Origin of the sequence: Luteimonas sp. 22616, assembly GCF_052044325.1 — a bacterium.
Lineage (GTDB): Bacteria > Pseudomonadota > Gammaproteobacteria > Xanthomonadales > Xanthomonadaceae > Luteimonas.
Window position 1 is genome coordinate 1520184 of record NZ_JBQEMW010000001.1, and the last position, 26181, is coordinate 1546364.

Genomic DNA, 26181 nt, shown 5'->3' on the forward strand with positions numbered 1-26181 from the left:
GCGGCGCGCGGGAGGGGGTGAGGGAGTCTCAGGTCGCGACTCGCTCAAAAGAAGCCAGGGCTGAACGCCGGAGCGTCAAAAGCCCCTCATCTGTCGCTTCGCGCCACCTTCTCCCGCAAGCGGGAGAAGGGCTGGATTACTTCCCGGGCGGCGCCGGCTTGCGCTGGAACAGCCCGAATAGGGCGATTCCCACCGCCCCGGCGACGATCGCCGAATCGGCGATGTTGAACGCCGGCCAGTAGTGGTCGCGCCAGTACCACTGGATGAAATCGATGACGTGGCCGTGGGCGATGCGGTCGATGACGTTGCCCACCGCGCCGCCCACCACCAGCGCGAACGGCAGCGCCGTGCGCCAGTCACCGCGCGGGGTGCGCGACAGCCAGAACGCCAGCAGCCCGCTGATGCCGACCGCCAGCGCCGAGAACAGCCACGTCTGCCAGCCGCCAGCATCGGACAGGAAGCTGAACGCCGCGCCGGTGTTGTAGGTGCGATACCAGTTCCAGAAGCCGTCGATCACCGGCACCGGCTGGTACTCGGGCAGGCTCGACAGCACCCAGGCCTTGGTCCACTGGTCGAGGGCGATGACGATGACCGAGAGGACCAGCCAGATCAGCGCGTTGGGTTTGGGATGGGTCGACATTCGATGTCATTGCCTTTTGTTGTTCCTTCTCCCTCCGGGAGAAGGGCACATCAGAACCACTTCCGGTCTTCGCCCGGCCCTTCGATGTTGGACACGCAACGCCCGCACAGCTGCGGATGCGCGGCATCGCTGCCGACGTCGGCGCGATGGTGCCAGCAGCGCACGCACTTCGGCTTTTCCGTGCGGCGCGCGAGCACCGTGATCTCGTGCGCATCGCCGTCGGCCTCGAGGGTGACGTCGCCGCTGATCAGCAGGAAACGCAGCTCGTCGACCAACGGCGCCAGCCAGTTCTGGTCGGAGACGCCGCATTTCAGGCCGATCTCGGCTTCCAGCGCCGCGCCGATCTCGCCGCCGGCACGCATCGGCTCGAGCACCTTGGCGACCTGCTCGCGCAGCGCCAGCAGCGCGTCGAATTCCTTGGCCGATGGTGTCGCGGCTTCGTCCATCGGAGCCAGGCCGTCGTACCAGGTCGCGAACAGCACGTTGTCCTTGCGCGCGGCGCCGTCGACGGACGCGGGGAGGTAGCCCCACATCTCGTCGGCGGTGAAGCTGAGCACCGGCGTGATCCAGCGCACGAACGCCTCGGTGATGCGGTACATCGCGCTCTGCGCGCTGCGGCGCCCGCGTGAATCCTCCGGCATGGTGTAGAGCCGGTCCTTGGTGACGTCGAGGTACAGCGAGCCGAGGTCGACGCTGCAGAAGTTCAGCAGCGCCTGCACGATCTCGGCGAAGTCGTAGCGCCCGTACGCGTCGACGATCTTCTGCTGCACCTCGAACGCGCGGTGCACGATCCAGCGGTCCAGCGCGACCATGTCGTCGAGCGGACGCAGGTGCTTGTCCGGATCGAAGCCATGCAGGTTGCCGAGCAGGAAGCGCGCGGTGTTGCGGATACGGCGATAGGCGTCGGCGTTGCGCTTGAGGATCTCCTGCGACAGCGACATCTCGTTGCTGTAATCGGCCGATGCGATCCACAGTCGCAGGATGTCCGCGCCCAGCGTCTTCATGATGTCCTGCGGCTCGATGCCGTTGCCGAGCGATTTCGACATCTTGCGGCCGTGCTCGTCGACGGTGAAGCCATGCGTCAGGCACTGCCGGTATGGCGCGGCCTTGTCGATCGCCACGCCGGTCAGCAGCGACGACTGGAACCAGCCACGGTGCTGGTCGGAGCCTTCCAGGTACAGGTCGGCCGGCTTGCCGAGGCCGCGTTCGAGCAGCACGCCCTCATGGGTGACGCCGGAGTCGAACCAGACATCGAGGATGTCGGTGATGCGGTCGTAGTCCTTCGCCTCGTCGCCGAGCAGTTCCGCCGGGTCCAGCGAATACCAGACGTCCACCCCACTCTCCTCCACGCGCTCGGCCACCGCGCGCATGATTTCGGTGCTGCGCGGATGCGCCTCGCCGGTTTCGCGATGCACGAACAGCGCGATCGGCACGCCCCAGGTGCGCTGGCGCGAGATCGTCCAGTCGGGCCGGCCTTCGATCATGCCGGCGATGCGCGCCTCGCCCCAGGCGGGGTACCACTTGACGCCCTTGATGGCTTCGAGCGCGTCGCGGCGCAGGTGGGCCTGGTCCATCGAGATGAACCACTGCGGCGTGGCGCGGAACGCTACCGGCGTCTTGTGCCGCCAGCAGTGCGGATAGCTGTGTTCGAGCCTGGCGAACGCGAGCAGCGCGCCGCTGCCGCGCAGCACCTCGACGATGGCGTCGTTGGCCTTCCAGATGTGCATCCCGGCCAGATCGACATCGCCCGCCGGCGGGGTCGACGGCAGGTACACGCCGCGCCCGTCGACCGGATTGAGCTGGGCGGCCGTGTACTGCTCGACCAGCCCGTACTTCTGCCCGGCGACGAAGTCCTCCTGGCCGTGACCCGGTGCGGTATGTACTGCGCCGGTGCCGTCCTCGGCCGAGACGTGTTCGGCAAGGATCAGCGGGATGTCGCGCTCGGCGTAGAACGGGTGCGCCAGCAACTGGCCTTCGAGCGCGGCGCCGGTGGCGCGCCCGTGCACCACCGCCTCATCCACGCCGTAGCGCTGCAGCGCCTTGCCGACCAGCCCTTCGGCCAGCACCAGCCAGCGGGGCTTGCCGTCGTGCGACGGACCTTCGACCAGTGCGTATTCGAGCTCCGCGCCCAGCGACACCGCCAGCGAGGCCGGCAGCGTCCACGGCGTGGTGGTCCAGATCGGCACGGCCACCTCGGCGCCCTCGGGCAGGTCGGTGCCGAACAGCCGCGCCAATGCCTTCGCATCGCGCGCGGCGTAGGCCACGTCGACCGCGGGCGAGACCTTGTCGTGGTATTCGATCTCCGCTTCAGCCAGCGCCGAGCCGCAGTCGAAGCACCAGTACACCGGCTTGACGCCGCGCAGCAGGTGGCCGTTGTCGATCACCTTGGCCAGCGCGCGCATTTCGTCGGCTTCGAACCTGAAGTCGAGGGTCTTGTACGGGTTTTCCCAGTCGCCGATCACGCCCAGGCGCTTGAAGTCCTTGCGCTGCACGTCGATCTGCGCGTTCGCGTACTCGCGGCACTTCTGTCGGAACTCGACCGCGTCGAGCTTCACCCCGACCTTGCCGTACTTCTTTTCGATCGCGATCTCGATCGGCAGGCCGTGGCAGTCCCAGCCCGGGATATACGGCGCATCGAAGCCGGCCAGGTACTTCGACTTGACGATGATGTCCTTGAGGATCTTGTTGACCGCGTGGCCGAGATGAATCACGCCGTTCGCATACGGCGGGCCGTCGTGCAGCACGAACAGATCGCGGCCCTTCGCGTTCTCGCGCAGGCGCGCATACAACCCTTCCGACTCCCAGCGCGCCAGGATGTCCGGCTCGCGCTTCGGCAGGTCGCCGCGCATGGGGAAATCGGTGGCCGGCAGGTGCAGCGTGGCCTTGTACGGGTTGTCAGCCTTGATGGGTTTGTCTGCGCTCACGCTGGGCTCATCGTCTCAATGCTTCTCGTGGAAAGCCCGCAGTTGCACATGCGGGCTCTTGCTCGGGGGCGAGCAGGCGGCGCGCCTGTTGCGCGTCGCGGTCCATCTGCGCGACCAGGGCCGGCAGGTCGGGGAACTTCTCTTCGTCCCGGAGCCTGGCGACGAATTCGACCTCGATCCGGCGACCGTACAGGTCGCCGTCGAAATCGAACAGGTGCGCTTCGAGCAGCGGCTCGACGCCGCCTACCGTCGGCCGGGTGCCGAAACTCGAGACCGACGGCCACGGCTGCGCACCGACGCCATGCACGCGCGTGGCGTAGATGCCCGACAACGCCGGCCGCTTGTTGTCGAAGCGCAGGTTGGCGGTGGGGTAACCGAGCGTCCGCCCGAGCTGGCGGCCGCGCACGACGCGCCCGCCGATCGCATACGGCGCGCCCAGCAGGCGCGAGGCGATATCGAAGGCCCCGTCCTGCAGCGCGGTGCGGATGCGGGTGCTGGACACGCGCTCGCCGTCGAGCCGTACCGGTTCGATCGCATCGGCGGTGAAACCGTGCGCGGCGCCCTCGCGCCGAAGCATGGCTAGGTCGCCGGCGCGACGGTGGCCGAAGCGGAAGTCCGGCCCAACATGCACCTCGCGCGCCGACAACCGCCGTACCAGCACGCTGCGCACGAAGTCCTCCGCGCTCATCGCCACCATGCGGGCGTCGAAGCGCAGCAGGCCGACCAGGTCCGCGCCAAGCCCGCGCAGGCCTTCGAACTTCGCCCGCGGCAGCTGCAGCCGCGGCGGCGGCTCGCCCTGGGCGAAGAACTCGCGCGGCAGCGGCTCGAAGCTCAGCGCCACCATCGGCACGCCCAGCGCGCGCGCGCGCGCCGCCGCATGGCCCACCAGCGCGCGATGACCCAGGTGCAGGCCGTCGAAGGCGCCGATGCAGACCACACTGCCGTGGGGGCACAGGGGCCCGCCTTCGACGTCGCGGAACAGCCGGTTCATGGAGTCTCGATGTGGGGCCGCCCGGTCGTGGAAGACCATGCGCCGCGATGGATTCGCGCTGCCCGGAACCGAAAAGTATAGCTGCGGCGCAACAAACCCAAGCCCGTCAGTGCCGCAGGTGGCGCGGGCGGATGCCCTGCAGCCAGAGCGCGGCCCCATATGCGAGCGCACCGGCGCCAACCACCACCGCCAGCCGCCAGATCCGCTCCCACCAGGGCCATGTGGTCCAGTCCTGCCATTGCCAGAGGATGGCCATTACAACCGCCACCAGCGCCGCGGCCGCGAACGCCAGCTGCCGCAGGAACGTCTTCCAGCCGGGCTGCACGGCGTACACCGCCGCCCGCCGCAGGTACCACCACAGCTGGATCGCGTTGAGCCAGCCCGCCAGCGCGATCGCCAGCGCCAGGCAGGCGTGCGCACCGGGAATGCGGCCCAGCGCCTTGAACGGATTGCCGCCGGACGCGTCCATCGCTTCGCGGCCGATCCCGGTCAGCAGCAGCAGGCCCAGCATCAGCAGCGCGGTGAACAGTATGTTGCCCGCCACCGACACCACGGCCGCCTTCACCGGCGTCTTCGTGTCCTGGCGCGAATAGAACGCCGGCGCGAGCACCTTGACCAGCAGGAACGCGGGCACCGCGGTGGCCTGCGCCACCAGGCTCAGGCGCGCCATCGCGGTGTCGTGCGCGACGAAGTTGCCGTGCTGGAACAGGGTCGCGATCAGCGGTTCCGCGCACAGGACCAGGCCGAGGCAGGCGGGCACGCCGATCAGCAGGCACAGCCGGAATCCCCAGTCCAGGGCTTTCGAAAAGCCCTGCGGGTCGGTGGAGGCATGGCGGCTGGACAGGTGCGGCAGGATCACCGTGCCGATCGCGACGCCGAACATCCCCAGCGGGAACTCCAGCAGGCGATCGGTGTAGTACAGCCAGGTCACGCTGCCGCCGATCAGGAACGAGGCCATGATCGTGTTCAGCAGCAGGTTCACCTGCGCGACCGACGCGCCGAACAGGGTCGGCACCATCAGCTTCATGATCCGGCGCACCCCGGCATGCGCCACGCCCCAGCGCGGCCGCGGCAGCAAGCCGAGTCTGGCCAGCGACGGCAACTGGAACCCCAGCTGCAGGATGCCCGCGGCGAACACGCCCCAGGCCAGCGCCAGCACCGGGTTGTAGCCCCACGACTGCATCAGCGGCGCCAGGCACAGCGCCGCCGCGATCATCGACAGGTTCATCAGCACCGGCGACAGCGCCGGGATGGCGAAGCGGTCGTAGCTGTTGAGGATGCCGCCGGCCAGCGAGGCCAGCGAGATGAACAGCGCATACGGGAACGTGATGCGCAGCATCTCCGCGGCCAGCTGGCCCTGCCCGGTATCGGCGCCGAAGCCCGGCGCGAACAGCGGCATGATCCATGGCGCCAGCAGCACCGCCGCGGCGGTCAGCACCAGCAGGAAGGCGGTCAGGGTGCCGGCGACGCGGTCCACCAGCTCCTTGACCGCGTCGTGGCCGTGCCGGCTCTTGTACTCGGCCAGGACCGGCACGAAGGCCATCGAAAACGAGCCCTCGGCCGACAGCCGGCGCATGAAATTGGGGATCCGGAACGCGACCACGAAGGCGTCCATGGCCGGACTGGCGCCAAATACCGCCGCGTAGACCTGGTCGCGGACCAGCCCGGAAACACGCGACAGGAAGGTCATCGCGCTGAACACCGCGGTCGAGCGCAGCAGGCCGGTCCTGCGCGGCGCGGCCGCCGCCGGGTCGGGGGCGCTCAAGCCAGGCCTCCGGCCGGGGCCTGGCTGTTGACGCAAGTCACTGGATTGCCCATAATTTCCCGTTCGTTTTCCCGCCCAACGCTCAAACCCGGCATGCCCGGGCCATCCAGGAATTCATTGTGGCCAACATCAAGTCCTCCAAGAAGCGCGCCAAGCAGGCCGTCGTGCGCAACCTGCGCAACAACAGCCAGCGTTCGATGCTGCGCACCGCCGTCAAGAAAGTGCTCAAGGCGCTCGACGCCAACGACGCCACCGGCGCCCAGGAAGCCTTCAAGGTCGCGCAGCCGATCCTCGACCGCTTCAGCGCCCGCGGCCTGATCCACAAGAACAAGGCTGCCCGCCACAAGAGCCGCCTCACCGCGCGCATCAAGGCGATCCAGGCCGCCGCCTGATCGCATCGATCGACGCTTCGCGAAAAACCCGGCGCAGGCCGGGTTTTTTGTTGCCCGGACTTCCGTCCGCGCCATCCCTTTCCCGGCAAGCAGCGGAAGCGGGTGGAAACCACCGGACGCGGCCGTCACCGAAGCGGACGCAGCCCCGGGCACCATCGCGTCAAAGCCCGTCGACGGGTGCATTCAAGGCCGCCGCCTCCAGCGCGTCGGCGCGCAGGCGGTCGAAGAACGCCTGCACTTCCAGCATGATCGGCCAGGTACCCTCGCGGCCGATCGCCGAAACCAGGAACCACGGGCCTTCCCAGCCGAGCCCGGCGACGATCTCCTCCGCCTTCACCCGCGCCTCGTCCTCGAACATCAGGTCGGCCTTGTTGATGATCAGCCAGCGCGGCTTTTCCAGCATCGCCGGGTCGTACTTGCGCAGTTCCGCCTCGATCGCGCGCACTTGCTCGACCGGTTCGACCTCCACGCCGGTTTCCATCGGCGCGATGTCGACCAGGTGCAGCAGCAGCCGGGTGCGCTGCACGTGGCGCAGGAACAGGCTACCGAGGCCGGCGCCGTCGGCCGCACCTTCGATCAGGCCCGGGATATCGGCGATCACGAAGCTGCGCCCGGGCTCGACGCTGACCACGCCCAGGTTCGGGTACAGGGTGGTGAACGGATAGTCGGCGACCTTCGGCGTCGCCGCCGAAACCGCGCGGATGAACGTGCTCTTGCCGGCGTTGGGAAAGCCGAGCAGGCCGACGTCGGCCAGCAGCTTGAGCTCCAGCCGCAGCGCGCGCTCCTCGCCCGGCAACCCCGGCAACGCCTGGCGCGGCGCACGGTTGGTCGAGCTCTTGAAGTGCATGTTGCCAAGGCCGCCCTTCCCGCCCTTGGCGACCAGCAGGCGGTCGCCGTGGCGGATCAGGTCGCCGATCAGCTCGTCGGTGCCGACGTTGATGACCTGGGTACCGACCGGCACGACGATGGTGACGTCCTCGCCCCCCTTGCCGTAGCGCTGCTGGCCCATGCCGTTCTCGCCACGCTGGGCGCGGAACTGCCGCTGGTGGCGGAAATCGACCAGCGTATTGAGGTTCTCCGACGCTTCCAGCCAAACGTTGCCGCCGTCGCCGCCGTCGCCGCCGTCCGGGCCGCCCAAGGGGATGAACTTCTCGCGCCGGAATCCCACGCAGCCATTGCCGCCGTTGCCGGCGCTGACAGTGATTTCGGCTTCGTCGACGAGTTTCATGCGCGTGGATTCTGAAGGTGTCTTGTGAAGTGGTTGCGAAGCGCGGCCACGGAAGCGCGGCCACGCATATCGCACAAACGAAAAACCCCGCCGAAGCGGGGCTCCTCGTGGATCAGCGTGTCGGGATCAACCGGCGACGACGCTGACCGTACGACGCTTCTTCGGGCCCTTGACCGCGAACTCGACCTTGCCGTCGACGAGCGCGAACAGGGTGTGGTCGCGGCCGAGGCCGACGCCCATGCCCGGATGGAACTGGGTGCCGCGCTGGCGGACGATGATGTTGCCGGCCTCGATGGCCTGGCCACCATAGATCTTCACGCCGAGGTATTTCGGGTTGGAGTCGCGGCCGTTGCGCGAGGAACCTACGCCCTTTTTATGTGCCATGGCTGCTTCTCCTTACTTCTTGTCGCCACCGGCGATGCCGGTGATCTCGATTTCGGTGTAGTGCTGCCGGTGGCCCATCTGCTTGCGATGGTGCTTGCGGCGGCGGAACTTGACGATGCGGATCTTGTCGGCGCGGCCATGGGCCTTGATGGTCGCGGTGACGGTGGCGCCCTTGAGCGCGTCGCCGACCTTGATGCCATCGCCGTCGCCGAGCATGAGCACGTTGTCGAACGTGATCTCCTTGCCGGCTTCTGCATCGAGCAGCTCGACGCGGAGCGTCTCGCCCTTCATCACGCGGTATTGCTTACCGCCGGTGACCAGAACTGCGTACATGTTTGCGATTTCCTGATTTCGTGGATCTTCTGTAGTTATTCTTCGCCTGCCCGCCATCGAGGGCGAACAGAAGCGGAATTGTAGGGGTTTCAGCGGGTTAGGGTCAACCATCCCCAGCCTTGGATTGAACTGCGGGGTCGGGTGGCGTCAGCCCGCGGCTGGGAGGCCGGGGGCTGCTTTTCCCTCGATCAGGGCATCCTGCCCTGACTCGGGCGCGCGCCATCCATGGCGCGCTTGACGCAGCCCCCAGCCTCCCAGCCGCTCTGTCGGGGACGCAGGCTTCTCTGAACCCAACGCCCCAGCGACGCTATCCAAGCGGTCGGGCGGGGTGGGCCTCGCGTCAAGCCGGCCATGGATGGCCGGCGCGCGAATCAGGGCAGGATGCCCTGACTGAGCGAAGAGCGAGGCCCGCCCCGCCCGGCCGCGGGCCGATGCTGGTCCACTCGCTCGCGGAGATCCCAGCCGCCCAGTGCATCGCCTGAATGCCCGCGTCGCGCCGTTTGCGACGCCGCTCCGGCAGGCTGGCAATTTCCGCCATTTGCCCCCAAATCGGGGGCTCGTTACGCTTCCCTGTTCGCTCGCGATCCTGGCGACGGACCCCCTCCCCGCTTCCAAGGTCCCCACACCCGATGGCGATGGACACCATCCGCATCCGCGGAGCCCGTACCCACAACCTCAAGAACATCGACCTCGACCTGCCGCGCGACAAGCTGATCGTGATCACCGGCCTGTCCGGCTCGGGCAAGTCGTCGCTGGCGTTCGACACGATCTACGCCGAGGGCCAGCGCCGCTACGTCGAGTCGCTGTCGGCCTATGCGCGCCAGTTCCTGAGCGTGATGGAAAAGCCCGACGTCGACCACATCGAAGGCCTGTCGCCGGCGATCTCGATCGAGCAGAAGTCGACCTCGCACAACCCGCGTTCGACCGTCGGCACCATCACCGAGATCTACGACTACCTGCGCCTGCTGTACGCGCGCGTGGGCCTGCCTCGCTGCCCGGACCACGGCTACCCGCTGGAGGCGCAGACGGTCAGCCAGATGGTCGACCAGGTACTGGCGCTGGGCAACGACGAAAAAACCGCCGAGCAGCGCTGGATGCTGCTGGCGCCGGTGATCCGCGAGCGCAAGGGCGAGCACGCACAAGTCTTTGAGCAACTGCGCGCGCAGGGCTACGTGCGCGTGCGCGTCGACGGCGTACTGCACGAGATCGACGCGGTGCCACCGCTGGCGCTGCGCGTCAAGCACACCATCGAAGCGGTGATCGACCGCTTCAAGGTCCGCGACGACATCAAGCAGCGCCTGGCCGAGTCGTTCGAGACGGCGCTCAAGCTCGGCGACGGCATGGCCACGGTGCAGTCGCTCAACGACAGCGGTACCGATGGAAGCCCGGCCGAGCCGCTGCTGTTCTCCTCGAAGTACAGCTGCCCGGTCTGCGACTACGCACTGCCGGAGCTCGAACCGCGCCTGTTCTCGTTCAACTCGCCGGTCGGCGCCTGCCCGGGCTGCGACGGCCTCGGCGTGTCGCAGTTCTTCGATCCTGCGCGCGTGGTGGTGCACCCGGAGCTGTCGCTCGCCGCGGGCGCAGTGCGCGGCTGGGACCGCCGCAACGCCTACTACTTCCAGCTGATCCAGTCGCTGGCCAAGCACTTCGGCTTCGGCGTCGACACGGCGTGGAACGAACTGGCCGAAGAGTCGCGCCAGGCGGTGCTGTTCGGCAGCGGCAAGGACGTGATCAGCTTCAGCTACCTCACCGATGCCGGCGGCCGCACCCAGCGCAAGCACAAGTTCGAGGGCATCGTGCCGAACCTGGAGCGCCGCTACCGCGAAACGGAGTCCGCGGCAGTGCGCGAGGAGCTTTCGAAGTACATCAGCGAGCGCCCCTGCCCCGACTGCGGCGGCGCGCGCCTGAATGCCGCGGCGCGCAACGTGTTCGTCGCCGACCGGCCGCTGCCCGACCTGGTGGTGCTGCCGATCGACGAGGCACTGGCGTTCTTCGGCCAGATGCAGCTGCCGGGCTGGCGCGGCGAAATCGCGACCAAGATCGTCAAGGAAATCCGCGAGCGGCTGACCTTCCTGGTCGACGTGGGTCTCGATTACCTGACGCTCGAGCGCAAGGCCGACACACTGTCCGGCGGCGAGGCGCAGCGCATCCGCTTGGCGTCGCAGATCGGCGCCGGCCTCGTGGGCGTGATGTACGTGCTCGACGAACCGTCGATCGGCCTGCACCAGCGCGACAACGAACGCCTGCTGGGCACCCTCACCCGCCTGCGCGACCTGGGCAACACGGTGATCGTGGTCGAGCACGACGAGGATGCAATCCGGCTGGCCGACCATATCGTCGACATCGGACCGGGTGCCGGCGTGCACGGCGGCGAGGTGGTGGCCGAAGGCAGCTACGCCGACGTGCTCAAGGCCCCGCGTTCGCTGACCGGCCAATACCTCAGCGGCAAGAAGCAGATCGCGGTGCCATCGCTGCGCCACAAGCCCAACCCGAAGATGCAGCTCAAGCTGCTGGGCGCGTCGGGCAACAACCTCAAGGACGTCGACCTGACGATCTCGTCGGGGCTGTTCACCGCGATCACCGGCGTGTCCGGGTCCGGCAAGTCGACGCTGATCAACGACACCCTGTATGCGCTGGCCGCCAACGAGATCAACGGCGCCTCGCACAAGCCGGCGCCGCATCGCGCGGTCAAGGGCCTGGACCTATTCGACAAGGTCGTGGACATCGACCAGTCGCCGATCGGTCGCACCCCGCGCTCGAACCCGGCGACCTACACCGGCCTGTTCACGCCGCTGCGCGAGCTGTTCGCGCAGGTGCCCGAATCGCGCGCGCGTGGCTATTCACCCGGGCGTTTCTCGTTCAACGTGCGCGGCGGCCGCTGCGAGGCCTGCCAGGGCGATGGCCTGATCAAGGTCGAGATGCACTTCCTGCCCGACGTCTACGTGCCCTGCGACGTCTGCGGCGGCAAGCGCTACAACCGCGAGACGCTGGAGATCCTCTACAAGGGCTTCAGCATTCACGACGTGCTGGAGATGACGGTCGAGGACGCGCTGAAACTGTTCGAACCGGTGCCGAGCATCGCGCGCAAGCTCGAGACGCTGCTCGACGTGGGGCTGAGCTACATCAAGCTCGGCCAGCCGGCGACCACGCTGTCGGGCGGCGAGGCGCAGCGCGTCAAGCTGTCCAAGGAGCTCTCGCGCCGCGACACCGGCCGCACCCTGTACATCCTCGACGAGCCGACCACCGGCCTGCACTTCCACGACATCGAGCACCTGCTCGCGGTCCTGCACAAGCTGCGCGACGACGGCAACACCATCGTGGTGATCGAGCACAACCTGGACGTGATCAAGACCGCGGACTGGGTGGTCGACCTCGGCCCCGAGGGCGGCCATCGCGGCGGCATGATCATCGCCCAGGGCACGCCGGAGGATCTGGCCGGGATGCCGCAGTCGTACACCGGCCAGTTCCTCGCCAAGTCGCTGGGCATGGACAAGCCCGCGGTTGCGGACAAGGGCAAGGGCAAGGTCGCGAAGGCGGCGAAGAAGGCCACGACCCGCAAGAGGACCGCCGCATGAGCCTGGACAACCGGACCTCGCTGTTCCGGATGCAGATCGCGCTGCGCTGGCGCGACCTGGATGCGTTCAACCACGTCAACAACTCGAACTTCATGACCTACCTCGAAGAGGCGCGGATCCGCTGGTTCGAGTCACTGGGCGAGGAATGGGTGACCGACGCGACTGCGCCGCTGCTGGCGGCGGTGCAGATGAACTACCGGGTGCCGATCCCCTACCCGGCCGAAGTCATCGTCGAATTGTTCGCCGATCGCGTCGGCAACAGCAGCGTGACCATCGGCCACGCCATCGCCAGCGCCGACGGCGCCACGCTGTACGCCGACGGGCATGTCGTCATGGTCTGGGTGGAACGCGCCAGCGGGCGTCCGACACCGCTGCCGGGCGCGGTGCGCCGCGCCGCGAGTGGGGAGCTATCCGCCAGCTGAGGTGGCGAGGATTCTCCTCGAGCCGTCGCTAGGAGCGGCCCGCACCGACGGCCGCCTCGTCATCGCGCAGCCCGTGCCGGGCCATCAGCCGGTACAGCGTCACGCGCGAAACCCCGAGGTCGCGGGCTGTCGCCGCCATCCGGTGACCGTTGCGCTGCAGGGCGCGTTCGATCGCCGCGCGTTCGCCCTGGCAACGGGCGGCGTCCAGCGTTTCCGGCGCGTCGATGTCCTCGCCATCCAGGCGCAGGTCCCGGGCGGTGATGCAGGGGCCATCGGCCATGACCACAGCTTGGCGCACCCGGTTGACCAGTTCACGCACGTTGCCCGGCCATGCATAGCGCTGCATCGCCTGCCGCGCACACGACGAGAAACCGCGAATCCGGCGCGTGGCTTCGGCAGCGTGCCGCGACAGCGCATGGGCCGCGATCAGGTCGATGTCGCCGCCGCGCTCGCGCAGTGGCGGCTGGCGCAGCTCGATCACGCGCAGGCGATGGTAGAGGTCCTCGCGGAAACGGCCGTCGGCCACCGCGGCGCCGAGGTCGACGTGGGTGGCCGACAGGATGCGGACATCGATGCGGATCTCCTCGTGGCCACCGAGGCGTTCGATGCTGCCCTGCTGCAGGAAGCGCAGCAGCGACGCCTGCGAGTCCATGGGCAGGTCGCCGATCTCGTCCAGGAACAGCGTCCCGGTATGCGCCATCTCGATGCGGCCGAGCTTGCGCTGGCTCGCGCCGGTGAACGCCCCACGTTCGTAACCGAACAGCTCGGATTGCATCAGGCTTTGCGGGATCGCGCCGCAGTTGATCACCACGAACGGCCGCTCGCGCCGCGCCGAACGGCGATGGATGGCCAGCGCCGCGAGCTCCTTGCCGGTACCGGTCTCGCCGGCGATGTACACCGGGGCTTCGGTCATCGCAGCCTTCTGCAGCATCTGCTGCATGGTGCGCATCGCCGGGCTCTCGCCGATCATGTCGTCGCCGTCGAGGCTGCCGGCATGCTCCTGCCCATCGTCGGGCGACAGTGCCGCCATGCCGTGCGCGTGCCCGAGCACCACGCCCAGCAACGAACTGGCGCACGGCAGGGTGACGTAGTCGTGGCAGTAGTGGTGGATCAGCCGGCGCACCCACGGCTGCTCCAGCTGCTTCTGGGTGACGCCCGCGACCCAGCCGATGCGCGCGATCGTCAGGACCGGCATCAGGTGATCCACGCGCGGGGGAGAGCCGGTCTTGCGTGGATCGGCGCCGCGCAGCTCCAGCAAGGCGGCAAAGCAGGTTCGCGGCTGGGTCTTGAGCAACCGCAGGATGTCGCTGGCGCTTTCGGCCCTCCACAGGCGCCAGCCCTGTTGCAACAGCCCGTCGAGGTCGCCCGCGGGCCCGGTGCCCGCCATCGACACCACGATCAGATCGCGCGTTTCCCGCCTGGTTCGCATGCGCCCCTCACTCCATGCGCCCGCCCCCTCAGGCACCGCAAATGTCGTCCAAGTCAGGCAACGGCGACGCACGCGCGGTGCGGACACGTCGTGCACGGGAGCATTCACGTGGATGACGGCACGCCCGTGCCGCAATGCGAGGCGTTTGCGCGCGGCCGCCTGGGCTGCCTGTTCAGAAAGTGATCGGCACCCGCACGTTCAGCGACACGTCCGGCGTGTCGCGGGTGACGCCGACGCCCAGCGCCACGTTCAGGCTGGTGCGGTCGCTGAGCCGGTACGAGCCGCCGAGCACCAGCGTGCCGAGGATGACCCGCACCGCACCGGGCGTGTCCTCGCCGTTCTGTTTTGTCTTGCCGACCAGGCTCTGGTCGTAGCCGATGCTGATCGCGGCCTTCTCGTTGAGCGCCAGCCCCATTCCGACGTTGAAGCCGATGATGTCGCCGGCCTCGACGTCGCCGATGAACTCGGTGGTGGTCTGCGGGAAGCCTTCGGGCGCGCCGGTAAGCACCGTACGCGAAACGTTGCTGCGCTTGAAGTTGTGCAGGTAGCTGAAGCTGCCGAAGAACACGACCGGGTCGGACGCGTACAGCCAGGTCACGCCGGGCTGGATCGCCTCGAAGCCACTGCCGGTCGGCAGCTCCAGTGGCAGCCCGGTGCCGGTCGCGTTGGCCACGCAGCGGGTGACGCAATCGGTGGTGACCTCGAACAGGTCCCTGCCGGTTCGGCTCTTGTAGCGCAGCCACAGCACGTAGAACGGCCGGTCGGGGCCGGCGTTGCTGAGCTGGTAGCGGCCGGTGAACTCGACATCGCCGATGCCGCGGCCGTCGGTGTTGAAGACGCTGTCCTGCGCGGTGCCGGTGAAGATCTCGCGGCTGACCGTGTCGCCGTTGACGTAGGTGTACGGCACCTTGAGCTCGAGCTCGAAGCGGTTGCTGACGCCGTAACGGCCGGCCAGCGCCGCGGTCACGCTGGTGGTCTTGACCTGGCGCACGTCGATCAGGCCGATCAGGATCGCCGGGATGATGGTGTAGCCGACCAGCGCGACGCGGTCATTGGACGAATAGCCGAACTGCAGCGACGGCTCGAGGATGAATTTCCCGCGCGGCGTGAGCACGCCGGGCTGATCGAAGATCTGCGCGATCTCCGGCGGTCGCGACAGCTCTTCGGGCGGGCGTCCGACCTGCACGCGTCCGTCGCCGGAATTGCCGGCCTGTGCCTGCGTCGCGATGGGCGCCGTGGCGTCAGGCGCCGCGGCACCGGGCATCGCGGCGACCGGCGCTGCCGCACCAGCCGCCGCGAACGCCGGCGCCAGCGGCGATGGCTGATCGGCCGATTCGCCCCGCGCACGCAGCGCATCGAGCTGGCGCGCCTGCATTTCCCCAGCCGGGCTGCCGAGCGCCTCGATCGAACGCTGCTGCTCGACCAGCATCCGGCGCAGGCTTTCGATCTGCCGATCCTGCGCCTGCACCTTCGCCTCGAGCTGTTCGATGCGGTCGGCGCCGGACGGTGCCGACTGCGCATGGGCCACGCCCGCGAGTGCCAGCGACAGCGCGCTGGCCAGCAGCGTGCGTACCACGATCTCCCCTGCCTTCCGTTCCATGGTCATCCTTTCCGTTGCCTGTACATATCGAAGCATCGCCGCGCGTCACGGCGCTCCCGGCGCGGTGAACGCTGCGTTGCGCAATGCATCGCCCGCGTTCAACGCCTGGAACAAGCCGAGCGTGTTGACGCTCACATCGAGCGTGGTGCTTGCGCGGATGTCCTGCCCGTCGAGGGTGTTCTGAATGACCAGGCCGCCGTTGCCAATGCCGTTGAACACGTTCCCCGGCCCCACCTGCACCAGCTGCGTCTGCGCGATCTTCGACAGTTCCTGCGCCTGCGCGGGGGTGATGTTGGCGATGTCGGGAATGTCTACGCGCAGGTACGAGACCAGCTCGCCGTTGACCCAAGCCGCGCGCTCGATCCCGAACGACAGCAGCAACCCGGACGGCAGCTGGTAGCCGCCGCGCAGGCCGTCGAGCGTTTCGGGTGCGAGCGGAATCCAGCCCGGCCCCGGCAGCGCTTGCGCCGGCGCGCGATCCGGCCAGCCGATCCCCGCGGTCGCCAGCAGCGCCACGAGCAGCAGGCGTCGCGAGGTCGCTTTCATGTGCATTGCCATCTCAGATGTCCCCCGGTCCGCGCCTGGACATGACGATGGACTGCAGGCTCTGCCGGCCGATGCCGGTCTCCATCGGCGCCGGTGGTGCGGTCCGCCAGTCGCGTGGCTGGTTGAAGGCCGCCAGGTCGCGGCGGTTATGCACCACGAACAGCACCCGGTTGTCCCACAGGCGCTCGAAGTCGCGGCGCGTAAGCGCGCGCGTGCCGCGCGCGGGATCGCCCACCAGCACGCGGCCACGGCGCAGGCCCTTGACCACCACGAAGTGGCGATAGCCGCGATCGTTGAGCAACACGATTGCCGGCAAGCCTTCGTCGAACAGTTTGTCGAGCGGCAGTTCGAAGCCGTCCGCCTGGAAACCCTGTGACTGCAGGTAGCGCCGCATGTCCAGCAGCGAGAAACCCTGCTTGCGGATCGTGGCCTGGTCGCCGTTGGCATACATCTGCCGGAATACCTCGGCCTCGGTGACCGGATGTCCGTACTGGTAGGTCAGCAGCGTCGCGGTCGCCGCCGAGCCGCAGCTGAAGTCGTACTGCTGCGGCACGGTGGTCTTGAACCGCGCTTCCTTGAGGCTGGTCAGGTGGATCTCGTAGCTGCCGCTGTACGGCACCCGCACGCTGACCGAGCCGGCATGCGCAACCGCACACGCAGCGAACGCGAGCACGCAGCCCGTGAAGCAGCGCAGGCCCGCGAGCATGTTCACGGCATCGGGTCCGCGAACTGCACATTCACCGCGGTACCGTTCTGGATCAGCACGTTCGAACCGCTGTTCTGGATCACCGTGGTGATGCCGCTGGCATTGGCGAACGCGCCACCGTCGATGGCGTTCAGGCCGCTGGTGACGTTGTCGGCATGGTTGCCGTTCACCTCGCCGTCGTTGCGGGTCTCGGTGACGACCAGCGATTCGCCGCCGCGCAGCGCATCGAGCGCGCCATCGCCGAGCGGCTGCCCGATCGTCGGGGCCGGCAGCGCCGCTTGCGCCACCGGCATAGAGTCATCCGTGGCGCCGGAGGCAGCCTGTTGGCCGGCTGCGAACGCCACGCCCTGCAGGCCCAGCGCGATGCCGGTGACGCACACCAAGGAAACTCTCGGAATCAGGGAACGCATCTTCGATCTCCTGTCCGCAAGGGGCCGCGGAGGAAAACCGTGCGCACCGCCGAGGGGGCCTGGCGATGCGCACGGGGCACGACAACGACGCGCCGCGGCGCAGGGGAACACCGCGACGCGCCGAACGTCGCCTACGGGCCGCCCACGTTGAGGTTGGCCTGCACGGTGACGCCCTGCTGGATCAACGACGATGCGCCGCTGTTCTGCGCAACCACCATGATCCCGGCCGCCGCGTTCGCGGAGCCGTTCATTGCATTGGACATGTCGAAGCTGCCGGCATCGGCCGAAGCCGAGCCGCCGTCGCCACCACTCCCGCCACTGCCGCCTACACCGGCACCGGCGATGGCATCGCCACCGTTGCCGTTGCCGCCATCACCACCACGCCCGCCGTCGGCCATCGCGTCGCCACTGCTGCCGTCGTTGGTGCTGCTGGTGTCGCCGCCGGTCGCCGAGGCATCGGCGGTCGCGCTGGCGTTTCCGGTGGCGCTGGCGTCGGCGCTGGAATCGCCGGCACCCCGCTCACGCGAACGCGCCCGGGCGTCGGTCTCGTCGTACGCGCCGGCCAGGCCAATCGCGCCGACAATACCGGTGCTGCCCGAATCGCCGTCGCGCGCGCTGAGCGCACCGGCGTCGCCGCCGTCACCGCCGTCACCGCCATCGCCATTGCCGCCGTACGCGAAGCCACCGACCGCAAGGCCGCCGTCTCCGCCATCGCCGCCATTGGCGTTGCCGTTGTTGCGGGCGGTGTTGCCGATGTCGTACACGGCGTTGCCGCTGACGACCCCGACCAGGTTGGTCGTGGCGACCGCCGAGCTGGAGTTGAACGAATCGGCGACGTTGGTCGTCGCCGTGCTGTTGTTGTCCGCGGCCGCATTGCCGAGCCCGAGGGCGACTGCAATGCCGAGGTTGTCGCGGTTGTCGCCGCTGTTGTCTTCGTTGTAGGTGGAATTGTTGTCGCCGCGTCCGGACTCGTCCTGCTGGCACCAGGCCTGCCCCGAGAAACCAAGCGCGACCGACACGGCCGTTGCAATCAAGCTCTTGCGAATGCGCATTGCTGTTCTCCTTCGATGGTTTGCGCCGCCACGCCCGACCCGGGCGTCGACGGCGACGCATCGACCGCTGTCGCAGGTTCGATGCCAACCGCGCTCGGCCATCGCAAACCATTGAGGCAACTGGAGTTTCTCGCCCACTGCTTCACGCCCGTCCCCCGGCCGGCGAAAAACAGGCGAAAACAGCATCAAAAGCGTTGCAGGGATGAAACATCGCGCAGGCGAAGCCGGCGCCCGGGCGCGGCGCTGCGCGGCAAGTGGCTGATTCAACGGGGATGGGCGCGGCATCGCCGCCGCGCAATGTGTTTCATGCGTGCAACGCCCGCCGGCGTCGACGCCTGCCTACAGGGCGTCGGGCTTGCGCACTTCGAACTCGCCGAGCAGTTCGCCGCCATCGGCCAGCCGGAACGACACCACGACCCGGCTGCCGGCCTTCAGCGGCGCGTGCGGCTGCATCAGCATCAGGTGCATGCCGCCGGGCTTGAGCACGGCCACGGCGTCGGGCGCGATGCGCAGTTCGGGCAGGTGGCGCATGCGGTTGACGCCGTCGACGATGCGCGTCTCGTGCAGTTCCGCGCTGCCGAACGCCGGGCTGCTCGCGCCGGTGATGGTGACCGGCGTCGCGCAGCTGTTCTCGATGCGGCCGAAGCCGGCCATCATCGGCATGCCGGCCGGCCCCAGCCGCACCCAGCCGTCGCGCACCTGCGGCTGGCAGTCGCGGGCCGAAGCCGGTGGCAGGAAGGCCAGCATGCCGGCCGAGGCGAGCGCGAGCGCGGCGAGGATTCGGTGCATGGACATGCGCCTATGATAACCACTCCCACCAAGCCCCCCTTCAACCGGCCCGAAGCGGCCATGCACAGCACAGGACCGGCATGACCACCCTGATCAAGCGCACCGACCACGGCGACATCCGCGAACTGCAGCTCGACCGCGCACCGGTCAACGCCCTGAACCCCATGGTCTGCAACCAGCTGGCCGAGGCGATCGGCGACGCGGTCGCGGCCGGCGTGGGCGGGGTCGTGCTGTCGGGCGGCCCCAAGGTGTTCTCGGCCGGGCTGGACGTGCCCTTCCTGCTCACCCTGGCCGACCGCGACGCGCTCAAGGCGGCGTGGGAACAGTTCTTCGCGGCCGCCCGGGCGCTGGCCGCGTGCCCGGTTCCGGTCGCGGCCGCGATCAATGGCCACGCGCCGGCGGGTGGCTGCGTGCTGGCGCTGTGCTGCGACTACCGGGTGATGGCCAGCGGGCCGTACCGCATCGGCCTCAACGAAACCCAGGTGGGACTGGTCGCGCCGGACGGCATCCAGCGCCTGATGCGTCGCGCCGTCGGCGCGCACCGCGCCGAACGCCTGCTGGTGTCCGGCGAACTGGTCGAATCCGAACAGGCGCTGGCGCTGGGCCTGGTCGACGAGCTCACCGGCATCGACGAGGTCCCCGCGCGCGCACTGTCCTGGCTGGAACAACTGCTGCAGCTGCCGCGCAAGCCGGTGCTGGCAACGCGCGCGATCGCCCGGGCCGACATCGTCGAGGCGCTGCAGCCGGAGAACATCGGGCTCGACCATTTCGTCGACGCGTGGAACGACCCGGATACGCAGGCGGGATTGCGGGCTCTGGTAGCCAAGCTCGGCAAATGAACGGCGCGCCTGCGAAGGCAACTGGCGTCCGGGCGTAGCCCCGACCTACGGGCCGCTCGCGACCGGTCGTTGCGGATCCTCGATCCATCCGCTCCACGAGCCGGTGAACAGCTTCGCGCCGGGCAGGCCGGCGTGTTCCATCGCCAGCAGGTGGTGGCAGGCGGTGACGCCCGAGCCGCACATCGCCACCACGTCGTCGGCTTCGCGCGCGCCTAGCAGCTCCCGGAATTCCCGCGCCAGCTGCTCGCGCGGCTTGAAGCGGCCTTCGGCGAGGTTGTCCGCGTAGGGGCGGTTCACCGCGCCGGGCACGTGCCCGGCAACGCGGTCGATCGGTTCGACCTCGCCGCGGAACCGTTCGCGTGCACGCGCGTCGACCAGCATCCCGCCGCGCGCAAGGTGGCCTTGCACCTGCGTCGCGTCGAGCAGGCGGGCATCGTCGAAGCGCCCGGTGCGGGCCACGCGCGTGATGTCACGCACGCCGGTCTGGGTGGGCAGGCCGAGCGCGGTCCAGCGTGCCCAGCCGCCATCGAGCACCGCGGCGCGTTCATGGCCCAGCGCACGCAGCAGGAACCACAGCCGCGCCGCGTGCGCACCATCGCCATCGTCGTAGGCCACCACCTGGTGCGCGGCCGTGATGCCCCAGTCACCCAGGCGCGCGTTGAAATCGGACGCGTCAGGCCACGGATGGCGGCCGCCGCCGCGCTTGCGGTGGTCGGACAGGTCGCGGTCCAGGTGCACGTACAGCGCGCCCGGGATGTGCGATGCGGCGTAGGCGGCCGGGCCGGCTTCGGGAGCCGCCAGCGAGAACCGGCAGTCGAGGATGGCCAGGTCATCGCGATCGAGCGCTGCAGCCAGCGTCTCGACATCGACCAGCGTGGTCCAGGGCGTGGTCATGGCAATCGCTCCAGTCTTTCGCGCAGGTTGAACAGGATCGATGCGGTCGCGCCCCAGATGCGCTGCGAGGGAGCGGCCGGCGGGCGCAGGAATTCGAGCACCTCGCGGTTGCGGCCACGATAGTCGATGGCGATGCGCTGCAGGTTGCCCGGCGCCATCAGCCAGTCCAGCGGCACCTCGAACACGTCCGACACCTCCGACGGATCGGGCACGGCGACGAAGGCGGGGTCGACCCGCGCCACCACCGGCAGCACGCGGAAACCGGTCACCGTGGACAGCGGGTCGAGATAGCCCAGCGGCTGCGCCTGCGACTGCGCCAGCCCGACTTCCTCGGATGCCTCGCGCAGGGCCGCGGCCACCACGTCGGCGTCGTCGTCCTCGACCTTGCCACCGGGGAAGCTCACCTGTCCGGGGTGGTGGCGCAGCGCGTCGGTGCGCCGGGTCAGCAACACGCGCAGGCCGAATTCGCGCGGCACCAGCGGAACCAGCACCGCGGCTTCGGCGATGACGGCCTCCGGCAGCAGCAGGTCGTGCAGTTCGTCGTGGTTCCAGCCGTCGCCGGTCGGCATCGCCGCCAGCGGATGCAGCGCTTCGCGCAGGCGCGACAGGGTGATCGGTGCGGGGTCGCCGGATGCCATCGGATCAGCCGCGGCTGGCTTCCCGCTCGGGCAGCACGGTTTCCATCAGCCGCAGCCGCTCGTCATCGCCCATCTGGATCCAGCGCGCGATCTCCGCGGATGTGCGGTGGCAGCCGTGGCAGTAGCCGTCGTCGGCCATGGTGCACACGCCGGTGCAGGGGCTGAGCACGGCGCGGAATGCGAAATCCATGATTCCTTCTACTCGATGCGCTGCGGAACAGCGCAATAAAAAGGCTGCGTCGACGGGGCCGGCGCAGCCTGGTGACATCAGGTGATCCGGGCGTTCCTGGTCAGGATACGCGCCGGGTCACAAGTCGCTGGATCCCCGCGTTCGCGGGGATGACGCATCGGCAAAGGCGCGCTGAAGCGCGCGCCGATGCGTCACTTGACGCTGACGAGCTGGACGTCGAACACCACGGCCTGGTTCGGGCCGATCGGCGATTCTGGCGTATTGCCGTAGGCCTTGTCGGCCGGCATCACCACTTCCCAGCGCGAGCCGGCGGGCATCTGCAGCAGCGCTTCGCGCAGGCCGACCAGCGGGACTTGGCTGACCTTCAGGCTCACCGGGCCGGGCTTCTGGCCTTCCGGCGGGCTGAAGGTGTCGACGAAGGCCTGGCCGGTGGTCAGCGCGCCCTTGTAGTTGATCTGCACTTCGCTGGCCTGGGTCGGCTTGGCGCCCGTGCCGTTGGTGACGACGCGGTACTGCACGCCGCTGGGCAGCGTCTTCACGCCGGTCTTGGCCTTGTTCTGGGCCAGGTAGGCGTCGCTCTTGGCCTTGTTCGCGGCCGAGACCTTATCGAACTCCGCCTTGGCCTTGGCCATCTGGCGCTTCTGCATGTTCTGCACCGCGGTGCGCAGCTTGTCGACCGGAACCGCCGGTTCCTTCTTGGCGTAACCGTCCTGCACGGCCTTGATCACGGTGTTGACGTCGACGGCTTCGCCGCTTTCGATCAGGTTGCGGCCGAGGTCGTAACCGAGCGCATAGCTCAACTGGCCTTTTTCGGACGAGGTGTCCTGGGCCGATGCAGTGCCGGCGACCAGGGTCAGAGCCGCGAGGGTGGCGGCAAGCAAACGCAACTTCATTCGGTGGATCTCCAGGATTGGTCCGTATGGGGTCCGGTCGTTAGATGGATCCGGCATGTTGTGGGTCCATCATGCAATTGGGGCGGTCGAGCCGCCCCATTTGGACGGGGTAGGATAACGGTCACAGGGCTTAACCGCCACTGACGACCGCCTTCCGACCCGCGCCGGCCCGGCAAGTTCCGCTAGCTGGCCACGCCTGCCCAAGAGATCGCCCGATGACCGACTCCCCCCTGCTGATCGCCGATCACGATGCGATCCGCGTGATCACCGTCAACCGCCCCGACAAGCTGAATGCGCTGAACGTCGCCACCCTGGATGCGCTGCATGCCGCCTTCGACGCGGCCGCAGACGACGATTCCATCCGCGCAGTCGTGCTGACCGGCGCCGGCCCGAAGGCCTTCGTCGCCGGTGCCGACATCGCCGAGATGGCCGGGTTGACGCCAGTCCAGGGACGCGATTTCTCGCTGCGCGGCCAGCGCATGATGCGACGCGTGGAGAAGATGCCCAAGCCGGTGGTCGCGATGGTCAACGGCTTCGCGCTCGGCGGCGGCCTGGAACTGGCGATGTGTTGCCACCTGCGCATCGCCGCCGACACCGCCAAGGTCGGGCAGCCGGAGATCAACCTCGGCCTGGTGCCCGGTTTCGGCGGCACCCAGCGGCTGCTGCGGCTGGCCGGGCGCGCCGCGGTGCTGGAGCTGTGCCTGACCGGCGCCCCGATCGACGCCGCGCGCGCGCAGCAGCTGGGCATCGTCAACCGCGTGGTGCCGGCGGCCGAACTCGAGGCCGAGACGATGCAGTTGGCCGCGCAGCTGGCCGCCGCGGCGCCGCTGGCGCTGCGCGGCATCCTCGACTGCGTCAACGTCGGCGCCGAATGCGGCATCGAGGAGGCTCTGGAGTACGAAAGCGCGCAGTTCGGCCTGGTGTTCTCGACCGACGACATGCGCGAAGGCACACGCGCCTTCCTCGAACGCCGCAAGCCCGAATTCCGCAACCGCTGACGCGCGGTGCAATGCCTATCCACCCACGCGACCCCGGGACTTCCGACGTGACGCCCTGCCCCACCTGCAACGACCGCCACGCCATGCAGGCCTCGAGACTGGCGGGCCTGCTGCGCGACGACGACATCGACGCGGCGATCGAAGCGGGACTGATGGCGTTCACCGCGTGCCCGGAATGCGCCCGGCGCGACGACCACGCCGATGCGTACGCACGGATCGCCGCCGCGCAGCAGCGGCTGCGTGACGCCTGGGCCGCGCGCGACCGCCATCGCGCACGCAGCGCGCGCTTGCAGCGCCGCGCCGCCGAACGCGCCGCGCGACGGGCGGCCCCGGCGCAAACCGATGCACGCAAGCCTGCCCTGCCACCGGCCGCGGCCGCCGCGCTCGCGCGCGCCAAGGCCCGGGCGGCCGGCAAGCCATGAGCCCTGCATCGAAGGCGGCACGGCGCAGCCGCAATCTCCCGGCCGCCGAGGTCCATGAACTGTTCGCACGGCTGAAGGAGCTCGATCCGAAGCCGACCACCGAGCTCGTCTACTCGACGCCGTTCGAACTGCTGGTCGCGGTGATCCTGTCGGCACAGGCCACCGACGTCGGCGTCAACAAGGCCACGCACCGCTTGTTCCCGATCGCCAACACCCCGGCGCAGCTGGTCGCGCTGGGCGTCGAAGGACTCAAGCCGTACATCTCCACCATCGGCCTGTACAACGCCAAGGCCGCGAACGTGGTGGCGATGTCGCAGCTGCTGCTGGACCTGCACGACGGTGAAGTGCCGCGGACCCGCGCGGCACTCGAAGCCCTGCCGGGCGTCGGCCGCAAGACCGCCAACGTCGTGCTCAACACCGCGTTCGGCGAGCCGACCATCGCCGTCGACACCCACATCTTCCGGGTATCGAACCGGACCGGGCTGGCACGCGGCAAGGACGTGCGGGCGGTCGAGGAGCGCCTGTTGAAAGTGGTGCCGGCCGAGTATCGGCACGACGCGCACCATTGGCTGATCCTGCACGGCCGCTATACCTGCAAGGCGCGCAAGCCCGACTGCCCGCACTGCGTGATCCGCGATCTGTGCCGCTATCCCGACAAGACCCCGGGCGATCCCGTGACGTGAAGCCCGCACCCTTGTCACACGCCGGTCATCGGGGCGAAAGATGACGCCGTCACGTTACCGGGCACAGACTCAGGCAGGCTGCGGCACCCTGCCGATGCTGACGATACTGGCCGCTGCCATGGCGCGGCCAGGGTGCATTCGCGGCCAGCTGTCATGCCAACGAAATATTCACGCCATAGTCTGCGCGGCGTCTCCTCTCCACGCCCCAGGGCACGCCATGAACCTTCCCCGTCTTACCCTCAGCCTCGCCTTGCTTGCCGCACTCGCGGCGCCCACCGCCCACGCCGAGATCGCGATCGACTCGATCGCCGGTTCCGATGTCAGCCTCGAAGGCCTGATCCAGGCCGATGGCAACTGGTTCGACAACGACCTCGCCGACCTCAATGGCATCGGCGCCAACGGTGACGACAGCGAGTTCGAGCTGCGCCGCGCCGAGATCGTGCTCAAGGGCAAGGGCCCGGGCAACTACGAATGGGTGATCGGCTACGACGCCAAGGCCGACAAGTTCCTCGACGTCAACGTCAAGTACAAGCTCGGCGGCAACAGCAGCCACTTCGTGCAAGTGGGCCAGTTCAAGCAGCCCAACAGCATGGAAGAGTCGTCCTCGACCAAGAACAACGACTTCATCTCCAAGTCGATGGCCACCAACACCTACGCGGTCGCGCGCAGGCTCGGCGTCGGCTATGGCTTCGGCGCCGACAACTGGAGCATCAACGCCAGCTACTTCGGCCGCGAACTGACCCGTAACCTCGCCCACGGCAGCGGCTACGGCCTGCGCGGCACCTGGGCACCGATCAACGACAAGGGCAACATCCTGCACTTCGGCCTGGCATACGCGAACTACGACACCGACGCCGATACCTTCCGCGTGCGTGCGCGCCCGGACGCCGACCTGGCCACCGTGCGCCTGGTCGATGCCGGCACCATGACCGACAGCGACCGCGTCGCCACCACCAGCATCGAGGGCCTGTGGATCCACGGCCCGTTCAAGCTGCAGGGCGAGTACTACACCAGCGACATCAAGCGCCTGGCCAACAGCGACTACACCAGCACCGCCGGCTATATCCAGGGCCTGTGGAACATCACCGGCGAGACCTGGGGCTACAAGGGCGGCGTGCCCACCACGCCCCTGCCCGACCAGCCCGGCAGCGGCATGTGGCAGCTGGGCCTGCGCTACGACACCATCGACCTCAACGACGGCGCGGTCGAAGGCGGCAAGATGAATACCCTGACCGCGGGCGTGAACTGGTACTGGCGTTCCAACTTCAAGTTCGCGCTGAACTACGTCAAGGTCAACAGCGAGCGCCAGGGGCTGAGCGACGATCCGAGCATCGTCGAGGCACGCGCGCAGTTCTACTGGTAAGACCGGGCTCCGTCCCATCCCCGAAGGCGCGGCGCAAGCCGCGCCTTTTCCTTCTCCGGCGCCCGCGATCGCGGC

The 26181-nt window shown here is 68.6% G+C and carries 24 protein-coding genes and 1 pseudogene; 8 read left to right on the plus strand and 17 right to left on the minus strand.

Annotated features, from left to right (window positions below; genetic code table 11):
• Nucleotides 1-136: 136 nt before the first annotated feature.
• From lspA to murJ, 4 genes are all read right to left on the minus strand, one after another.
• Nucleotides 137-640 (minus strand): signal peptidase II, encoded by a 504-nt coding sequence (gene lspA, locus ACTJIL_RS06975; protein ID WP_440754817.1) that lies wholly within the window; start codon nucleotides 638-640, stop codon nucleotides 137-139.
• A gap of 50 nt (nucleotides 641-690) precedes the next feature.
• Nucleotides 691-3489, minus strand: a complete 2799-nt coding sequence (gene ileS / locus ACTJIL_RS06980; protein ID WP_440755869.1) for an isoleucine--tRNA ligase — start codon at nucleotides 3487-3489, stop codon at nucleotides 691-693.
• An 82-nt stretch (nucleotides 3490-3571) separates the two neighbouring features.
• Nucleotides 3572-4555 carry a bifunctional riboflavin kinase/FAD synthetase gene (locus tag ACTJIL_RS06985; RefSeq protein ID WP_440754818.1) on the minus strand — a complete coding sequence of 328 codons (984 nt, stop codon included), beginning with the start codon at nucleotides 4553-4555 and terminating at the stop codon, nucleotides 3572-3574.
• 106 nt (nucleotides 4556-4661) lie between these two features.
• The gene (gene murJ, locus ACTJIL_RS06990; RefSeq protein ID WP_440754819.1) at nucleotides 4662-6320 is read right to left on the minus strand and encodes a murein biosynthesis integral membrane protein MurJ; all 1659 of its coding nucleotides are present in this window, start codon (nucleotides 6318-6320) and stop codon (nucleotides 4662-4664) included.
• Nucleotides 6321-6439: 119 nt separating this feature from the next.
• On the opposite strand from murJ, the gene rpsT reads away from it, so the two are divergent.
• Complete coding sequence (gene rpsT / locus ACTJIL_RS06995; RefSeq protein WP_386712176.1) at nucleotides 6440-6712, plus strand: 30S ribosomal protein S20; 273 nt, start codon at nucleotides 6440-6442, stop codon at nucleotides 6710-6712.
• 160 nt (nucleotides 6713-6872) lie between these two features.
• Here the strand turns inward: rpsT and obgE are convergent, their stop codons facing one another.
• The 3 genes from obgE to rplU form a co-directional block, all read right to left on the minus strand.
• Nucleotides 6873-7940 carry a GTPase ObgE gene (obgE, locus tag ACTJIL_RS07000; RefSeq protein WP_440754820.1) on the minus strand — a complete coding sequence of 356 codons (1068 nt, stop codon included), beginning with the start codon at nucleotides 7938-7940 and terminating at the stop codon, nucleotides 6873-6875.
• Nucleotides 7941-8066: 126 nt separating this feature from the next.
• Nucleotides 8067-8324: a 50S ribosomal protein L27 gene (gene rpmA, locus ACTJIL_RS07005; protein WP_440754821.1), complete on the minus strand. Its 258-nt coding sequence runs from the start codon at nucleotides 8322-8324 to the stop codon at nucleotides 8067-8069.
• Nucleotides 8325-8336: 12 nt separating this feature from the next.
• A complete protein-coding gene (gene rplU, locus ACTJIL_RS07010) occupies nucleotides 8337-8657 on the minus strand; it encodes a 50S ribosomal protein L21 (protein ID WP_440754822.1) in 321 nt (106 codons plus the stop codon).
• Nucleotides 8658-9286: 629 nt separating this feature from the next.
• Between rplU and uvrA the strand changes: the two genes are divergently transcribed.
• Entirely contained in the window at nucleotides 9287-12232 is a 2946-nt protein-coding gene (uvrA, locus tag ACTJIL_RS07015) for an excinuclease ABC subunit UvrA (protein ID WP_440754823.1), read from the plus strand.
• A complete protein-coding gene (locus ACTJIL_RS07020) occupies nucleotides 12229-12654 on the plus strand; it encodes an acyl-CoA thioesterase (protein ID WP_440754824.1) in 426 nt (141 codons plus the stop codon). Before uvrA ends, ACTJIL_RS07020 begins: the two co-directional genes overlap by 4 nt.
• A gap of 28 nt (nucleotides 12655-12682) precedes the next feature.
• Here ACTJIL_RS07020 and ACTJIL_RS07025 read toward each other — a convergent pair whose 3' ends face one another.
• The 7 genes from ACTJIL_RS07025 to ACTJIL_RS07055 all read right to left on the minus strand — a co-directional run bounded on the left by ACTJIL_RS07025 (nucleotide 12683) and on the right by ACTJIL_RS07055 (nucleotide 19192).
• Nucleotides 12683-14083 carry a sigma 54-interacting transcriptional regulator gene (locus ACTJIL_RS07025; protein ID WP_440754825.1) on the minus strand — a complete coding sequence of 467 codons (1401 nt, stop codon included), beginning with the start codon at nucleotides 14081-14083 and terminating at the stop codon, nucleotides 12683-12685.
• 172 nt (nucleotides 14084-14255) lie between these two features.
• On the minus strand, nucleotides 14256-15683 hold the full coding sequence (locus ACTJIL_RS07030; protein ID WP_440754826.1) for an acetate kinase: 1428 nt from the start codon (nucleotides 15681-15683) through the stop codon (nucleotides 14256-14258).
• A 45-nt stretch (nucleotides 15684-15728) separates the two neighbouring features.
• Nucleotides 15729-16229, minus strand: coding sequence for a hypothetical protein (locus ACTJIL_RS07035; protein WP_440754827.1), 501 nt, complete (start codon nucleotides 16227-16229; stop codon nucleotides 15729-15731).
• 13 nt (nucleotides 16230-16242) lie between these two features.
• Nucleotides 16243-16935: a C39 family peptidase gene (locus ACTJIL_RS07040; protein ID WP_440755870.1), complete on the minus strand. Its 693-nt coding sequence runs from the start codon at nucleotides 16933-16935 to the stop codon at nucleotides 16243-16245.
• A 2-nt stretch (nucleotides 16936-16937) separates the two neighbouring features.
• The gene (locus ACTJIL_RS07045) at nucleotides 16938-17345 is read right to left on the minus strand and encodes a hypothetical protein (protein WP_440754828.1); all 408 of its coding nucleotides are present in this window, start codon (nucleotides 17343-17345) and stop codon (nucleotides 16938-16940) included.
• 131 nt (nucleotides 17346-17476) lie between these two features.
• Nucleotides 17477-18397: a hypothetical protein gene (locus ACTJIL_RS07050; RefSeq protein ID WP_440754829.1), complete on the minus strand. Its 921-nt coding sequence runs from the start codon at nucleotides 18395-18397 to the stop codon at nucleotides 17477-17479.
• A gap of 339 nt (nucleotides 18398-18736) precedes the next feature.
• Nucleotides 18737-19192, minus strand: coding sequence for a copper chaperone PCu(A)C (locus tag ACTJIL_RS07055; RefSeq protein ID WP_440754830.1), 456 nt, complete (start codon nucleotides 19190-19192; stop codon nucleotides 18737-18739).
• A gap of 74 nt (nucleotides 19193-19266) precedes the next feature.
• Here ACTJIL_RS07055 and ACTJIL_RS07060 point away from each other — a divergent pair, with 74 nt between their 5' ends.
• Nucleotides 19267-20025 carry an enoyl-CoA hydratase/isomerase family protein gene (locus ACTJIL_RS07060; RefSeq protein ID WP_440754831.1) on the plus strand — a complete coding sequence of 253 codons (759 nt, stop codon included), beginning with the start codon at nucleotides 19267-19269 and terminating at the stop codon, nucleotides 20023-20025.
• A 45-nt stretch (nucleotides 20026-20070) separates the two neighbouring features.
• Here ACTJIL_RS07060 and ACTJIL_RS07065 read toward each other — a convergent pair whose 3' ends face one another.
• The 3 genes and pseudogenes from ACTJIL_RS07065 to ACTJIL_RS07075 all read right to left on the minus strand — a co-directional run bounded on the left by ACTJIL_RS07065 (nucleotide 20071) and on the right by ACTJIL_RS07075 (nucleotide 22640).
• Nucleotides 20071-20919 carry a sulfurtransferase gene (locus tag ACTJIL_RS07065; protein ID WP_440754832.1) on the minus strand — a complete coding sequence of 283 codons (849 nt, stop codon included), beginning with the start codon at nucleotides 20917-20919 and terminating at the stop codon, nucleotides 20071-20073.
• A pseudogene (locus ACTJIL_RS07070) lies at nucleotides 20916-21747 on the minus strand (NUDIX hydrolase). Before ACTJIL_RS07070 ends, ACTJIL_RS07065 begins: the two are co-directional and overlap by 4 nt.
• 191 nt (nucleotides 21748-21938) lie before the next feature.
• Nucleotides 21939-22640: an FKBP-type peptidyl-prolyl cis-trans isomerase N-terminal domain-containing protein gene (locus tag ACTJIL_RS07075; RefSeq protein ID WP_440754833.1), complete on the minus strand. Its 702-nt coding sequence runs from the start codon at nucleotides 22638-22640 to the stop codon at nucleotides 21939-21941.
• A 215-nt stretch (nucleotides 22641-22855) separates the two neighbouring features.
• Between ACTJIL_RS07075 and ACTJIL_RS07080 the strand changes: the two genes are divergently transcribed.
• The 4 genes from ACTJIL_RS07080 (at nucleotide 22856) to ACTJIL_RS07095 (ending at nucleotide 26106) form a co-directional block, all read left to right on the plus strand.
• Nucleotides 22856-23638, plus strand: a complete 783-nt coding sequence (locus ACTJIL_RS07080; protein WP_440754834.1) for an enoyl-CoA hydratase/isomerase family protein — start codon at nucleotides 22856-22858, stop codon at nucleotides 23636-23638.
• 83 nt (nucleotides 23639-23721) lie between these two features.
• Entirely contained in the window at nucleotides 23722-24060 is a 339-nt protein-coding gene (locus ACTJIL_RS07085; protein ID WP_440755871.1) for a hypothetical protein, read from the plus strand.
• A complete protein-coding gene (gene nth, locus ACTJIL_RS07090) occupies nucleotides 24057-24743 on the plus strand; it encodes an endonuclease III (protein WP_440754835.1) in 687 nt (228 codons plus the stop codon). Before ACTJIL_RS07085 ends, nth begins: the two co-directional genes overlap by 4 nt.
• A 217-nt stretch (nucleotides 24744-24960) precedes the next feature.
• A complete protein-coding gene (locus ACTJIL_RS07095; protein WP_440754836.1) occupies nucleotides 24961-26106 on the plus strand; it encodes an OprO/OprP family phosphate-selective porin in 1146 nt (381 codons plus the stop codon).
• Nucleotides 26107-26181: the final 75 nt, after the last annotated feature.

Bases quoted from the DNA above. Each gene is read 5' to 3' on its own strand.
- lspA (WP_440754817.1), bottom strand. From the start codon at position 640: ATGTCGACCCATCCCAAACCCAACGCGCTGATCTGGCTGGTCCTCTCG.
- ileS (WP_440755869.1), bottom strand. From the start codon at position 3,489: ATGCGCGGCGACCTGCCGAAGCGCGAGCCGGACATCCTGGCGCGCTGG.
- ACTJIL_RS06985 (WP_440754818.1), bottom strand. From the start codon at position 4,555: ATGAACCGGCTGTTCCGCGACGTCGAAGGCGGGCCCCTGTGCCCCCAC.
- obgE (WP_440754820.1), bottom strand. From the start codon at position 7,940: ATGAAACTCGTCGACGAAGCCGAAATCACTGTCAGCGCCGGCAACGGC.
- rpmA (WP_440754821.1), bottom strand. From the start codon at position 8,324: ATGGCACATAAAAAGGGCGTAGGTTCCTCGCGCAACGGCCGCGACTCC.
- rplU (WP_440754822.1), bottom strand. From the start codon at position 8,657: ATGTACGCAGTTCTGGTCACCGGCGGTAAGCAATACCGCGTGATGAAG.
- uvrA (WP_440754823.1), top strand. From the start codon at position 9,287: ATGGCGATGGACACCATCCGCATCCGCGGAGCCCGTACCCACAACCTC.
- ACTJIL_RS07020 (WP_440754824.1), top strand. From the start codon at position 12,229: ATGAGCCTGGACAACCGGACCTCGCTGTTCCGGATGCAGATCGCGCTG.
- ACTJIL_RS07025 (WP_440754825.1), bottom strand. From the start codon at position 14,083: ATGCGAACCAGGCGGGAAACGCGCGATCTGATCGTGGTGTCGATGGCG.
- ACTJIL_RS07030 (WP_440754826.1), bottom strand. From the start codon at position 15,683: ATGGAACGGAAGGCAGGGGAGATCGTGGTACGCACGCTGCTGGCCAGC.
- ACTJIL_RS07035 (WP_440754827.1), bottom strand. From the start codon at position 16,229: ATGAAAGCGACCTCGCGACGCCTGCTGCTCGTGGCGCTGCTGGCGACC.
- ACTJIL_RS07040 (WP_440755870.1), bottom strand. From the start codon at position 16,935: ATGCTCGCGGGCCTGCGCTGCTTCACGGGCTGCGTGCTCGCGTTCGCT.
- ACTJIL_RS07045 (WP_440754828.1), bottom strand. From the start codon at position 17,345: ATGCGTTCCCTGATTCCGAGAGTTTCCTTGGTGTGCGTCACCGGCATC.
- ACTJIL_RS07050 (WP_440754829.1), bottom strand. From the start codon at position 18,397: ATGCGCATTCGCAAGAGCTTGATTGCAACGGCCGTGTCGGTCGCGCTT.
- ACTJIL_RS07055 (WP_440754830.1), bottom strand. From the start codon at position 19,192: ATGTCCATGCACCGAATCCTCGCCGCGCTCGCGCTCGCCTCGGCCGGC.
- ACTJIL_RS07060 (WP_440754831.1), top strand. From the start codon at position 19,267: ATGACCACCCTGATCAAGCGCACCGACCACGGCGACATCCGCGAACTG.
- ACTJIL_RS07065 (WP_440754832.1), bottom strand. From the start codon at position 20,919: ATGACCACGCCCTGGACCACGCTGGTCGATGTCGAGACGCTGGCTGCA.
- ACTJIL_RS07075 (WP_440754833.1), bottom strand. From the start codon at position 22,640: ATGAAGTTGCGTTTGCTTGCCGCCACCCTCGCGGCTCTGACCCTGGTC.
- ACTJIL_RS07080 (WP_440754834.1), top strand. From the start codon at position 22,856: ATGACCGACTCCCCCCTGCTGATCGCCGATCACGATGCGATCCGCGTG.
- ACTJIL_RS07085 (WP_440755871.1), top strand. From the start codon at position 23,722: ATGCAGGCCTCGAGACTGGCGGGCCTGCTGCGCGACGACGACATCGAC.
- nth (WP_440754835.1), top strand. From the start codon at position 24,057: ATGAGCCCTGCATCGAAGGCGGCACGGCGCAGCCGCAATCTCCCGGCC.
- ACTJIL_RS07095 (WP_440754836.1), top strand. From the start codon at position 24,961: ATGAACCTTCCCCGTCTTACCCTCAGCCTCGCCTTGCTTGCCGCACTC.